We start from the raw sequence: 13,984 nt of genomic DNA on the forward strand, positions 1-13,984 counted from the left end.
AAGTATGAGCCCAGCGGAGATTGTGGAGTTTCTTAATGACTATATCATCGGGCAAGATGATGCCAAGCGTGCCATAGCATTAGCCTTGCGCAATCGCTACCGCAGAATGCAGCTGCCCAAAGAAGTGCAAGAAGAAATCACGCCCAAAAATATCTTAATGATAGGCTCCACAGGCGTGGGCAAAACAGAAATCGCACGCAGAATGGCGAGAATTATGGGGCTGCCCTTTATCAAGGTCGAAGCGAGCAAATATACAGAAGTAGGCTTTGTGGGGCGCGATGTGGAGTCGATGATACGCGATCTAGTCAATGCCTCTATCGCGCTTACGCAGCAAGAATCCCAGCAAAAAAGCCAAGAAGCCATAGAAACATATATCACAGATAAAATCTCGCGCCTACTTCTGCCCCCACTGCCAAAGGGCGTGAGCGATGAGAAAAAGAGAGACTATGAGCAAAGCCTAGAGAAAATGCGCCAAAGGGTGCAAAATGGCGAAGTAGATCATTTGCAAATCGATGTAGAGATAGAAAAAAGAGCAGAATCGCTAGATAATGGTATGCCCCCAGATATTGCTAGGGTGCAGGAGTCTATCATCAAAGTCTTGCAGCGCGAAGAAAAGGTCAAAAAGTCTCTAAGTGTCAAGGAAGCCAAGCTAGCCCTGCTCCAAGAAGCGCGTGAGAGTGTGCTTGATATGGAGGCGATCCAAGCAGAGGGAGTGCGCAGGGCAGAAGAGAGTGGGGTGGTGTTTATCGATGAGATTGATAAAATCGCCACAAGCACCAAAGACTCTCGCCTAGATCCTAGCAAAGAGGGCGTGCAGCGCGATTTGCTGCCAATTATCGAGGGCAGCACAATTAGCACAAAATACGGCACAATCCGCACTGATTATATACTCTTTGTCGCAGCAGGGGCGTTTCACCTAAGCAAGCCAAGTGATCTTATCCCTGAACTCCAAGGGCGATTCCCTATCCGTGTGGAGCTAGATAATTTAAGCGAAGAGGCGATGTATGCGATCCTTACGCAAACGCGCAATTCTCTCATCACGCAATACATTCACCTACTTAGCGTAGAGGGCGTGGAGCTGGTGTTTGAAGAAGAAGCCTTGCGTGCGTTAGCGCATTTTGCCTATGTGGCAAATCAAAAGACAGAGGACATCGGCGCAAGGCGGCTGCATACGATTATAGAGCGCGTGCTAGAAGACATAAGCTTTAGCGCGCAGGAGTATGCTGGGGGCAGAGCCACGATTACCAAAGAGCTTGTAGAGCAAAAGCTAGGCGATGTAGTGAGCAATGCCGATATGTCGCGCTATATTTTATGAAGTGCTGCTCTATGGATTGGGCTTTGGGTAGGCAATGCGGCAGTGTTGCAAAAATTGTGAAAGGCACGACCGCTAAGGTCGCTAACCTTTCATCGTCATTGCGAGCTTTGGCACAAGACAAAGCGTGGCAATCCACTCAAACACAGCCACAAACCCTAGAATCCTCGTTTGAAAATAATGCTAACAAAACGCAAAAAGTGGATTCTAGGGATAACGCCCTTTCATTATCATCGCGAGATTTCCGCAAGGAAGTCGTGGCGATCCATAATCAAAAAGTGGATTCTAGTGTATGTGAAAATCGCGCCAATTTCATCTACGATTCAGCTCTATCTATCGCAAAAAGCTTGCTCTGCCTTATCCGCAAAAAGAAAAAGGTTTATCCCCCTCCCGTCCCCCTTAACCCAAAAAGAAAAAGCGACCGCTTTTTCTTTTTGCAATCAAGGGGGAAGCCTCGCACTCCCGATTCTAGCACTCGCGCGGTGGCGGGACACTACTGCCCGCCTTACTTCCGCACTCGCGCACCACGAATCGGGCGAGAAGCGGCTGCGCCTTGCGGCGTGATTGAAAAGATACATTCTGCTAGCGCAGAAACTATGGATTCTAAAGAAACATCGGCTAACGCCGAGCGGTATCCCTTGTTTTCTAAAGAAACCTGCTTCGGCTTCGCCTTGCACCGCTGTCGCTTGTTTTCTAAAGAAGCTACGCTTTGCCACGCAACCGCTACCGCGCTTGCTCGCAATGACGGAGAAAACAACGCCTACACAAGCACCGCTCGCAATGACGACAAACACGGCATTAGCAAAAACGAGGATTCTAGTGTAGGAGCTACACAGGAGCTAGAATCTAGGGTTACGCGAGCTGGGTTTGTCAGCGTGGTGGGGCGACCTAATGCTGGGAAATCTAGCTTGCTAAATTTGCTAGCAGGCGAGCATTTAGCTCTGATCTCACACAAGGCAAATGCTACGCGTAATACTATGCGCTTTATTATCCCCTACACCACAAGAGATAAGACTGCTTGCCAGCTTGTTTTTGTCGATACGCCCGGACTCCATAAGCGCGAAAAGCTTCTTAATCAATTTATGCTAGAAGCTGCGCTAAAGACTATGCGAGATTGCGATGTGTGCGTGTTTATGGCATCAGCCTTTGATGATACAAAGCAGTATGAAGAGTTTTTAGAGCTATTCTATGAGCAAGACTTGCACCGCAAGCATATTCTTGTCATCAACAAAATCGATATGCTCCCACCTGCAAAGCTCCTAGAAGTGCTTGGAAAATATGCGAAGTTTAGCGATAAATTTAGCGCACTCATTCCCATAAGTGTAAAAAAATCGCGCAATATTACAGAGCTACTAGAATCCATATCTGCGCTACTGCCACACTCTCCTGCGCTTTTTGATGAAGAAGATATAACAACCCACACAATGCGTGAAATCGCTAGAGAAATGGTGCGTCAAAGTATCTTTGAAAATCTAAGCGATGAGATCCCTTATGAGAGCGATGTGCTTGTAACGCAATTCACACGCAAGCCTAAGCGTAGCGGTGGGGAGATCACATACATTAGTGCGAAAATCTATGTCCTAAAGCCCTCGCAAAAAAAAATCATCATCGGTCAAGGTGGGGCAACGCTTCGCAGAATTGGTGCTAAAGCGCGCATGAGTATCGAGCGGATTTTGGGCGAGCAGGTGTTTTTGGATTTGCAGGTGGTTGTCGATAGAGAGTGGGCAAAAAACGCAAATAATCTTAAGACTTTTGGGTATAATTTGCAGCTCTAAATCCAGCTCAAATCCTGCGAAAATCCGCACTACATCGCGGGAGCGCAAGGGAAATAGATTCTAAGATAAGGGAAATGTATGAGAATCTGGCGTTTTGTAATTGCGGCATTTAGTTGCTGCATGCTGCATGGGTTTGATGCAGAGACTGCGAAAATTATCCAGACATACCGCACCACAGGCTTACAAAACACCGCCAAGCTACTTGATACATATCTTCAAGACAAAGCGTTTTGGCTGCAGATTCTGCAAGAGCGCGACACGGAGTATGGCTATTTCGAGAGGTATAAGTATCTTTTTATTTCGGATAAGAGCTTGCCTAATCTCATGCTCTACACTATCTCCCCAAATGGCAAGCTTGAATTAGTCAAAGAAGTCTCCGCGCTCGTAGGTAAAGGCAAGGGCAACAAGCGACTCTCTGGCGATCTTACTACGCCAATTGGTGTGTATGATTTTACAGATAAGCTCACCAAACTACCGCCCTACTATGGTCCGCTTGCTTACACGACTGACTATCCTAATAACTACGATAGATCGCTCAAAAAAACAGGGTATGGAATCTGGATCCATGGACTCCCGCTTGATGGCAATCGTGAGGAGCTCAATACTAAGGGTTGTATTGCCATTGATAATAATGTCTTAAGTGATTTTGGCAAGCTGGTGGATTATAGACAAGCACTCCTTATCTCCTATGAGCAAAAAATCCACAAACCAAGCAAAGATGAGCTTGCCCAGATTCTCGCGCAGCTCTATGGCTGGCGCGCAGCGTGGCTGGCAAATGATTTAGAGAGATATTTGGGGTTTTACTCGCGTGAGTTTGCACGCCCTAATGGCATGAAATATAACGCATTTGCATCTTATAAGCGTCAGGTTTTTGCTAAAAACGAAGAAAAAGTCATAAATTTTAGTGATATTAGTGTCGTGCCTTACCCTAACGAAGAGCATAGGCAGATGTTTCGTATAAGCTTCACGCAGGACTATCGTGCATATAAAAATGGCAAGTCCAGCTATACATCAAGTAGCTATAAGATTCTCTATGTCATTTATGAAAATGGCGATATGCGTATAGTAAGTGAGCAATAAGGATTGAGTGGGGGCGTGTGGGGTGCAAACCATGAAAACTAAAATGAGAGTTGGCGCTGGCACTAAGGCGTTTATCTCGGCTTGCGTAATGCTTGGCGCGGTTTGTGTGCTTGGCGCTGCGCCCACGATCCCCACGATCAATCTCTCTCTAAGCGCGCCTGATACGCCCCAGCAGCTTGTAACTTCGCTTAATGTCGTTGTTGTTTTAACGCTACTGATTCTAGCACCTTCGCTTGTGCTTGTGATGACAAGCTTTATGCGGCTTATTATTGTGTTTTCATTCCTGCGCACAGCGCTTGGCACGCAGCAATCTCCGCCCACACAGATTCTAGTGTCTTTGGCGTTGGTTTTGACATTTTTTATTATGGAGCCCATTGGGAAAGAAGCGTGGCAAGCAGGGGTCAAGCCGTATGTCGCAGAGCAAATTGGCTATGAAGAGGCATTTGAACGATCGGTTGCACCATTTAAGAAATTCATGCTTAAAAACACGCGCGAGAAAGATTTGGCATTGTTCTATCGCATTAGAAACTTGCCTAATCCCCAAACCACCGCCGATGTGCCGCTTACTATTGCGATTCCGGCGTTTATGATTAGCGAGCTAAAAACTGCATTTATGATAGGCTTTTTGCTCTATCTGCCGTTTTTGGTGATTGATATGGTGGTGAGCTCGATTCTTATGGCGATGGGTATGATGATGGTCCCACCTGTGATGATTTCACTGCCCTTTAAGATTTTAGTGTTTATCTTGGTAGATGGATTTAATTTGCTCATCGGCTCGCTTGTGCAGGGCTTCAAGTAGTGTGCAAGTAGGGCATACATGAATATACTGCAAGGATTTTACGCAGAGCACCAGGGCATTATCCATAGCGTGCTGATACTTTTTGTTGTCTTTCTTACCACCATTTTTACGAGGTTTGCGCCATTTGTGGTATTTGCCAGACGCTCGATTCCGCGCTTTATCATCACGCTTGGTTCTTTGCTGCCCCCAGCTCTTATTGGCATGCTGGTGGTATATTGCTTCGCAAGCACGGATTTCACGCACTCACCCTTTGGGCTAAATGAACTAGTAGGATTTTTTATCACTAGCGCGATTTATCTTATCAGTAGGGTGGGGGTGCTAGCAGTGATTGGCGGAACACTTGGCTATGCTTGGCTTGTGCAGACAGGGATCATAGAGTCGCTTTTGCTGGGTTAGATTCTGGCGTGCATTTGTAAGGATTCTTAAGAGCTTGCTTATAAGGTTTCTAGCGCCAGAATCTAAACAAAGTCTGCTATAATAGCCCCCACAAAGCCAGATTCTGCAATATCACTCAAGGACACATCTCCATGTCAGCACAAATAGATTCTTCTAATCCGGTTATCTCAAATACACTTGCTTCAAGCGCGCTTTCTCCCACACTCCCACCCCGCCACAAAACAAAGCAGATTCTAGTAGGTAATGTCGCCATCGGCGGCGATGCGCCTATATCTGTGCAGAGTATGACATTTACCAAGACTAAGGACATACAAGCTACAAAAGAGCAGCTTGACAGGCTCGCTCTAGCAGGAGCGGACATCGTGCGTGTGGCAGTAAGCGATCTCAAAGACGCCCACGCGCTTAAAGACTTGCGCGCTATCTCCCCCCTCCCACTCGTAGCTGATATACACTTCCGCTATGAATACGCGCTTATCGCCGCAGAGTCGGTGGATTGTATCCGCATAAATCCGGGCAACATCGGCTCAAAGGATAAGATCAAAGCCGTAGCAGAGGCGTGCAATGCGCGCAATCTCCCTATCCGCATAGGTGTTAATGGCGGCAGTTTGGAGAAGCAGTTTGATGAGAAGTATGGCGCGACCCCAAAGGGAATGGTAGAATCCGCTTTATACAATATCAAGCTTTTAGAGGATTTTGGCTTCACAAACCTCAAAGTCTCGCTCAAAGCCAGCGATGTGGAGCGCACAATGGCAGCATATAGAATGCTACGCCCACTTGTGGCATACCCCTTTCATCTAGGCGTTACAGAAGCAGGGACGATGTTTCACTCCACGATTAAGTCCTCTATGGCACTTGGGGGGCTGCTTATGGAGGGCATTGGCGATACTATGCGCTGCTCAATCACCGGCGAGCTAGAGCAAGAAATCGCCCTTGCGCGCGCGATTTTGCGATATAGTGGGCGGCAGAAGCAAGGTATCACTATCATCTCCTGCCCTACTTGTGGGCGCATACAGGCGGATTTGGTCAGTATGGTCAAAGAAGTGGAGAAGCGACTAAGCCATATCACAACGCCGCTGCAAGTGAGCGTTATGGGCTGTGCGGTCAATGCGCTAGGAGAAGCAAAGCACGCAGATATTGCCATAGCCTTTGGGCATAAGTCTGGAATGATCATTAAAGAGGGCGAAGTCCTACGCAAGCTCCCAGAATCTAAGCTTTTAGAATCCTTTGTCGCAGAAGTGGAGCAAATGGCGCAAGAGCGCAGTGCAGAATCCTAGGACCAAATCTCATGCGCTTTGTAAATGAGCTAAAGCAAAACAACAACTACAAAGAAATCGCCAAAGCTACGCTCCTATGCGCTGTGTTTTTTCTCTGGAGCGTGTTTAATCGTATTTTTCTTGTCCTGCCACCTATGATTGGGCTATTGTTTATTTTGTTTATGGATATGTATCAGAAAAAAAACACCACAAGTGTTATCGGGATTTTGGTGTGTCTTGTCATCTTTGAGGTGCAAAACCAGCTGCCAGTAGGGGTTCTTGGGATTGTATTCCTTGTCGTGCGCTATATCATCACAGAGAAATTTAATCTCATCTTTGGGCATAATGTGCTTTTTGTCTTCTGGTATGTGGGCGTGTTGTATGCGGCATATTTCCTTGTGCTCTATGTGTTTGATATGTTTGGCTCGGGGCTTGGCTTTAAGCTGCATGGGATTTTTGTCGTGTATTTTTTGTGTGAGTCGTTTGTGGGGCTGTTTTATGAGAAGCTCAAATACTAGAATCCGCCCGAATTCTCAATATAGATCTAAAACACCAGCATGAAAAATATCAATATCCCCTACAAAATCACAATCTTGGTGTTTGTGCTAGTGTGGATCGTGCTGATATTGCGGATTTTTGTCATCACAATCCAGCGCCATGATCACTATGACAAAATCGCCAAGCGCAATATCTCCAAGCAAGAAGTGCTCGTTCCAGCACGCGGACTCATATTTGATAGGAATGGCGAGCCTTTAGCAGTAAATGAGCTGTTTTTTAGCGTGTATTTAGAGCCAGCACTCAATGCCACCGACCTTAATAATGCCATTAGCAAAATTGTTACATATCTCCCAAATCAAAACTTTGATGACCTTATGCAAACCTATACCAAGCAAGACTCCTCCTACAACCACGACCCTATCAAGGTTATCGATTATGTCCAAAATCACGATATCCAGCCAGCCTACGCTACGCTTATACAAGATGACAATATCCAGGTGCGCCCGACATTTCGTAGATTCTACCCTAATGACTCTCTGGCTGCGCATATCATCGGCTATGTGGGCGTGGCGGATAAAAATGATGTGTTTTATGACCCTGTGAGCAAATACACTGCAATTATCGGCAAAGAGGGGATTGAGCGCCATTATAATGCGATTCTGCAAGGTCAGCTAGGCTACCGAAAAAGTATCGTCAATGCCTACAATCAGCGTGTCGCCGAAGCAGAGGAATTTTCCCCACAAACGCAAAACAACATCACGCTAACAATCGATGCTAGGCTTCAGCGCGCAGTCGATGAAGAATACTTCGAGCAAAATGGTGCGGTGGTGGTGCTTGATGTGCATAGCGGGGAGATTTTAGCAGCTGGCAGCTACCCGGAGTATAATCTCAATGACTTTGTGGGCGGGATTAGCGTGCCTAAATGGACTGCGCTGACTGATAGCCCCCACACTCCGCTTATCAATCGTTTCATCAATGGTCAATACCCGCCAGGCTCTGTTATCAAAATGGGCGTGGCAATGGCGATTTTGGAGTATGGCAATGTCAATGAATTTACCAAAATCGACACGCCATATTCTGTGAAAATCGGCGAATGGCAGTTCCGCGACTGGAAAGTGGGCGGACATGGCAGCTCGGATATGTTTAAAGCTCTGCGAGAATCTGTAGATGTGTATTTCTACAAACTCTCCCAAGTAGTAGGGATTGAAAACATGACCGATGTGCTAGAGACTATGGGCTTTGGTATGAAAACCGGCGTGGATTTTCCTGGGGAGTCGGCAGGGATTTTGCCTACACCAGATTGGAAAGCACGGCGCTATGGGCGCACTTGGTATGTGGGCGACACGGTGCAAGCATCTATTGGGCAGGGGTATTTTCTCGCCACGCCTATGCAAATCGCGCGCTACACTGCATTACTAGCTTCTGGCAAGCTTCCCACGCCACATTTTCTTAAAAAACAAAACGATGATGACAATATTGTCGAGCCAGAAGATGTGCTAAATGCTTTTCAAAAATCCAAACTCCCTGCTATCCAAAAGGGCATGATTGAAGCGTGCAACGCACAAGGTGGCACTGGCACGCGCCGCGTGTATGGCGCCAAAGTCAAAATCGCGTGCAAAACAGGCACCGCGCAAGTAACCTCTATCCCCCAAGAGGTCAAAAAGCGGATCAAAGAAAGCGAGCTAGCCTACTTTCACCGCTCACATGGCTGGATGACAGGGTTTGTCCCAGCGCATAATCCCCAATATGCTATTACGATTCTTATAGAGCATGGGCAGAGCGGCGGGAATGCTGGACCTATCATGGTGCGCTTGGCAAATGAGCTTTATAAGCTTGGCTATATCAAGTAGCTTGGGAAATATCGGGCATAGATTCTGGGCTGTTGGGGATATAGCAAGGCTTTTGCCTTTTATTTAAGGCGTTTTTTTTTTTTTTTGATTAGAATCTCGCAAAAATTTAAGGGATTGTGATGAAAAAGTATGTGCTAGCCTTTTGTGTAGCTTTTATGCCATTTGGGCTACAAGCTAGTGATCAGATCAGTAACTTGAGAAAATCCTGGAAGATTATCAATCTTGATGAAGCTTATGCAGAAAATCCAACTATAGATGGCAGTGGAATAAATCTTGGCATTATAGATTCTGTCTTTAATGACGCGCTTAGAAGCCTGTATGGCAAAGATAATATACTCATTAACAATAGTTTTGACGAAAATAGGACCGATAAAAATGGCACAAGGCACGGCACGCATGTAGCTGGCATTGCCATTGGCAAAAAGCTAGGCGACAACGACCCACACGGCATTGCCTATAATGGCAGGTATTATGGGCTTGGCAAAAATAATCCGGGCTACACTTACACCGGCAATTTATATGAAGATATAAAAGATTGGGATGTCAAAATTATTAACAATAGCTGGGAGTCTCCATACTATTTTCCGCTTATCAATATTACTACAAATGATTATCAGCCTATCCAAAAAGACACAAGCAGTATCAATGCAGATTATTATTTCAATACACTTTTAGGACATAAGCTCAATAATGGAAAGCAACACGACACACTACACCTTATCCGCCTATCTAAGGAAAAAGACATTCTTAATATTTGGGGTGCTGGGAATGATGGGAGGATTAGCCCAAGTGCTGCGGCTGTGGCGGCAAGCTATGATGAGGAGCTGCGTGCGTGGCTTGTGGTGGGAGCATTGCATGCTGATGGTTTTGACATTAAACAAGAAAATGGCAAAAAGACATTGCATATAAAAACTTGCGAAAATGCTAACAATAACGCTTCATATGATTGCCATGCTCTGGCTCCTTATAGCAATGCTTTTAAGGGTGCGGCACTCTATGCGATCACAGCTCCTGGGAGTCGAATAGACTCTGCAAATGCGTATTTTGATAAGAAAGATACTTTAGAAGGAGAGGTTATTGCGGGTATGTGTAGCGGTGGAAAACAAGAAGAGTTTTGCGGTATGAGTGGGACATCACAAGCCACGCCTATGGTAAGTGGTGCGGCAATGCTCGTGCAGCAGAAATTTGGCTTCCTAGGTGGAGCGCAGATCGCCGATGTGCTACTCACCACAGCAAATAATGACTTCGAGCCCCCAAAGCTTATATTAAAATACTTTGGCACAGGCGTGCTAGCTAATATTATCTATGTAGGCGGAGAGATACCAAAAACTAAAGATGGCAAGATAGATGAAGCCCAAGTGAAGAGGGACCTACAAGCCATAGGCTATAAAGATGAGGCTTTTCTCAATAAAATTTTAAAGAATGTTATTAAAGTAGATGGCAGTCCTGAAGGCATTATCAAGCTTAGCAAAGAAGAAGTCTTTGGGCAAGGGATTTTAGATGTGCAAAAAGCCCTTAAGGGTTTAGCACGACTTGATGTCAATCGTATGAATAAAAATAGTGTAGAAAATTTTGAAAGCGAAAATCAAGCTTTTTATACCATTGATACAAAGGGCCTAAGCGGCGAGTTTAGCAACAATATAGACCAGCGATTATGGGAAGATAAATGGCATATAGATGGTGCGTGGAACTCGCCTAAAGAAGAGCTAAAAGACATCAAAAAAGCAGGGCTTATCAAGGTAGGAGCTGGGAAGCTAACCTTAAGCGGGACAAACACCTATGAAGGTGCGACACGCGTTTTGCAAGGTGTGCTAGAGCTAAGTAAAAGCGGCAAGCTTGTCCATAGCAATGCCTATGCGGAGGGCAGTGGGACTTTTCTACTCAATGGTGGAAATGTGGCAAATAATGCCTATGCACAAAAAGGCGGAATCTTGCTTATGCAAAATAATGGCGTGATAGAGAAAAACGCTTATGCCAAAGATTCTGGAATCGTGCATATTGAAAATAGCGCGACAATTAAAGGCACGACTTATGCGGATAATGGCGGAGTAATCCAGCTAGGCTCTGTGATAAATGGCACAAACACAAGCGGCGCGACACTTGCCACCTCTGGTGTGAAGCTCACAAATGGCGGAGTCTTAGCCGGCTCTGGCACCATACAAGCAGGAAGTGAGATACAGACAAGCACAAGCAAGGTGGAGAATCTAGGCGGTGTAGTAATGGCAGGCTTTGGAGCTGCGCCCATTACTAGCCTTACACAAAACACCCTTACAATCAAAGGCTCTTATACGCAAGACTCTCACGCAAAGCTGCAAATCGCCTTTAGTGGCAATCTCAACTCCAAGCTAGAAGCGACAAGCTACACCATACAAGGCGGCACGCTAGAGTTTGTTCCCATATATAGTGGAGAGGGAAGCTTGCTCACTGCTGGGAAAACGATACAGCTAAATCTCGGCTCGCTCAAAGATCACACCGATAAATTTGACACCATTTTGCCACAGAGCAATAATGTCCTAAATTTTACCTACAATCACGCCGAGCAAACCCTTAGCACCGCGCTTAGAGCGGACGCCTTTAAGCCAAGTGGGGATTCTACTATGGGCGAGACATTGAAAGATATTTTTCAAGATCCTAGCCTATCAAAAGACTACCAAGACTACTTTGGGGCTATCACAAACGCCGCTAGCCCATTGTATCAAGCAAGCCTTGATAGCCTTGCGGAAAACGCCCCACTCCAAGCTATGCAAGACACACTTACACTCCAAGAAAGTCTCTCTATCAATAGCCTTGCGTTTTTGGCGGACTCTGCGATTGCAAGCCCTGCGCCTTTGGCACTCCGCAAGCTCCCAAGACTTGCGGCTGTGGCTGGCACAAATATGCTGCAAACAAAGCTGCTTGCTGATATTACTAGCACTCTTGCAGGTAAGAAAAATGAAGTAGCCCTTAGCACCAATTACACACATTTTAAGCATAGCTCCTACTACTCTAATGCTGTCTCCACCACTATCCAAGCAAAGCGCGCGATGAGTAGCTCTCTCATAATCGGCGGCTTTTTAGACTTCACTAATAACCAAGCCAAGCACACCTACACGCAAGCTAGCGCGAACTCTTTCTCGCTAGGTGGTAGTGCGATGTGGGATTTGAAGCATATAAGCTTGATAAGCGCGCTTAGTGCTGGGCTTGGCGCAAACGCCACCACGCGCTCTATCATCGCTTCTCAATCCAGCTTGCAAAGCTCTTTTATGCAGTATCTGCTCAATGCGCAAGTTGGGGTTGCTAAGGATTTTGCCTACAAGGCTGTGGTGTTTAAGCCTATGGCACTGCTCAACTACTCTCTAGTCGCGCAAGGCAGCTACGCCGAGCAAGGCGGTATCTTTGCCAAGTCGTATGCAAGCGCGACTTACAATACCCTAGGCTCTAGCCTAGGCTTGCATATCGGCTATGCTAAGTCGCTAGAATCCATTAGCTTTAGTGTCAATGGATTTGGATTCTACACCTTGCGCCTTTTGACAAACTTGCAGAGTCAAAGCGCATTTAGCGATTTTTCGCATTTGTGGTTTAGCCAAAATCATCAGCTAAGTATGCACGGATTTTATGGTGGGCTTAATGCGCAGATAAACTATAAGCGGTATTTTGCGCGGCTAGGACTTGCATCACAAGTAGGCGCAGACTACTACTCTATCAATGCCAATGCAAGCGTGGGGCTATATTTCTAGCGGCTTTAGAAAAACTCTTTGATAAGCAGCTGGGTAGAGATAGCAAAGCACAGCACAATCACCGCTGGGTGGATAATCTTAGCTCCGTGCTTGATAGCAAGTCTCGCCCCAAGACTCGCGCCAATCATCTGCCCCACACACATCATAATCCCTAGAATCCACAATATCTGCCCCCCAAGCAAGAAAAACGCCGTAGAAGAGAGATTGATACTAAAGACAATCCAGCGCGAGTGTGCTAAAGCTTTGCTAAGTCCATAGCCAGCCACTGCTACAAGAATCGCTAGGATAAATGAGCCAATCCCCACGCCCATAAATCCGCCATAGACACTAGCCAGCGCGCAAGAGGCGTAGAGGCTAGGCTTGCTGATAGAGTGGGCGCGGTCTTGCTCGCTGATTTTTGGCGAGAGTAAGAAGTAGATCCCAAGCCCTATCATCACAAAGGGCAGGGCTTTAGCCAAAAGCTCTAGCGCGATAAACTGCACACTAAAAGCCCCAAGGCTCGCAAACACCACCGCGATGACGATAAGCACGCGACTCTGCCCAAAATCCACCAAACCGCTGTGATAATAATGCGCCGCACTTGTAAAAGAGCCTACACAGGCTTGGAGCTTGTTTGTCGCTAGGGCTTGCAGGGGGCTTATGCCACTAAGCAGAAGCAGGGGCATTGTAACCATACCAGCTCCACCAGAGAGCGAGCCTACTAGCCCGCCGATGATAGAGGCGATAAAGAGCGTGATATACCAGCCAGCCCCAAGATCCACGCGCTAGCCTAAATACGAGAGATACTCTTGCGTGGGGAGAGAGTCTAGCTTGGCACTAAAGATTGCATAAGGCTCTAAAACCTTGCAGCCACAATAGCTAAAGGTGCTAGTAAGCGGCGATAAAATCGTCTCTAGGCTATATCCGTGGTGTCCATCATAGCTATCTTTGCTGCCACCTAAAGTGGTGATGACTTGAAAGCTTTTGCCGTGTAGAAGCTTTGGATTCTCCCCGTATAAAATATGTGTCAAAACGCGGTCTTGCCACTCTTTCATAAGCGCCGGTGTGCTAAACCAAAAGAGCGGAAATTGGAAAATGATCTTTTGCGCTTTTGTGAGCAGCTCCACTTCCTTGGCGACATCGATTGTGCCGCTTGGATAGGCTACATTGAGATTGTGGATTGTGAGATTGGGGTGAGACTTTGCGGATTCTAGTAATGCCTTATTGACCTTAGAATCTTCCCAAAATGTGTGTGAAAAAAGCAGTAGCGTTTGCATAGAAGCTCCTTGTAGCTAAATATACATCTAGCGCACTTGTGGCATTTGT

Annotated in this window: 11 protein-coding genes; 9 read left to right on the top strand and 2 right to left on the bottom strand. The window is 46.3% G+C overall.

Annotated features, from left to right (window positions below):
• Window positions 1-4: 4 nt before the first annotated feature.
• The 9 genes from hslU to Q0171_RS03530 all read left to right on the top strand — a co-directional run bounded on the left by hslU (window position 5) and on the right by Q0171_RS03530 (window position 12,679).
• Window positions 5-1,315 (top strand): HslU--HslV peptidase ATPase subunit, encoded by a 1,311-nt coding sequence (gene hslU, locus Q0171_RS03490; protein ID WP_299326877.1) that lies wholly within the window; start codon window positions 5-7, stop codon window positions 1,313-1,315.
• A gap of 23 nt (window positions 1,316-1,338) precedes the next feature.
• Window positions 1,339-3,087 (top strand): GTPase Era, encoded by a 1,749-nt coding sequence (gene era, locus Q0171_RS03495; RefSeq protein WP_299326818.1) that lies wholly within the window; start codon window positions 1,339-1,341, stop codon window positions 3,085-3,087.
• A gap of 78 nt (window positions 3,088-3,165) precedes the next feature.
• The gene (locus Q0171_RS03500) at window positions 3,166-4,167 is read left to right on the top strand and encodes a L,D-transpeptidase family protein (protein ID WP_299326820.1); all 1,002 of its coding nucleotides are present in this window, start codon (window positions 3,166-3,168) and stop codon (window positions 4,165-4,167) included.
• 88 nt (window positions 4,168-4,255) lie between these two features.
• Window positions 4,256-4,966, top strand: coding sequence for a flagellar type III secretion system pore protein FliP (fliP, locus tag Q0171_RS03505; protein WP_299326879.1), 711 nt, complete (start codon window positions 4,256-4,258; stop codon window positions 4,964-4,966).
• An 18-nt stretch (window positions 4,967-4,984) separates the two neighbouring features.
• Window positions 4,985-5,362, top strand: a complete 378-nt coding sequence (locus tag Q0171_RS03510) for an AzlD domain-containing protein (RefSeq protein WP_299326822.1) — start codon at window positions 4,985-4,987, stop codon at window positions 5,360-5,362.
• Window positions 5,363-5,493: 131 nt separating this feature from the next.
• Complete coding sequence (gene ispG / locus Q0171_RS03515) at window positions 5,494-6,636, top strand: flavodoxin-dependent (E)-4-hydroxy-3-methylbut-2-enyl-diphosphate synthase (RefSeq protein WP_299326824.1); 1,143 nt, start codon at window positions 5,494-5,496, stop codon at window positions 6,634-6,636.
• A gap of 11 nt (window positions 6,637-6,647) precedes the next feature.
• The gene (locus Q0171_RS03520) at window positions 6,648-7,133 is read left to right on the top strand and encodes a hypothetical protein (protein WP_299326826.1); all 486 of its coding nucleotides are present in this window, start codon (window positions 6,648-6,650) and stop codon (window positions 7,131-7,133) included.
• Between the two features lie 39 nt (window positions 7,134-7,172).
• Window positions 7,173-8,963 (top strand): penicillin-binding protein 2, encoded by a 1,791-nt coding sequence (mrdA, locus tag Q0171_RS03525; protein WP_299326828.1) that lies wholly within the window; start codon window positions 7,173-7,175, stop codon window positions 8,961-8,963.
• Window positions 8,964-9,082: 119 nt separating this feature from the next.
• Window positions 9,083-12,679, top strand: a complete 3,597-nt coding sequence (locus Q0171_RS03530) for a S8 family serine peptidase (protein WP_299326830.1) — start codon at window positions 9,083-9,085, stop codon at window positions 12,677-12,679.
• Window positions 12,680-12,684: 5 nt separating this feature from the next.
• Here the strand turns inward: Q0171_RS03530 and Q0171_RS03535 are convergent, their stop codons facing one another.
• Together Q0171_RS03535 and Q0171_RS03540 are read right to left on the bottom strand one after the other, a co-directional pair.
• Entirely contained in the window at window positions 12,685-13,440 is a 756-nt protein-coding gene (locus Q0171_RS03535; RefSeq protein WP_299326832.1) for a TSUP family transporter, read from the bottom strand.
• A 3-nt stretch (window positions 13,441-13,443) separates the two neighbouring features.
• Complete coding sequence (locus Q0171_RS03540) at window positions 13,444-13,935, bottom strand: NAD(P)H-dependent oxidoreductase (protein WP_299326834.1); 492 nt, start codon at window positions 13,933-13,935, stop codon at window positions 13,444-13,446.
• Window positions 13,936-13,984: the final 49 nt, after the last annotated feature.

This window comes from uncultured Helicobacter sp. (assembly GCF_937906905.1).
Lineage (GTDB): Bacteria > Campylobacterota > Campylobacteria > Campylobacterales > Helicobacteraceae > Helicobacter_B.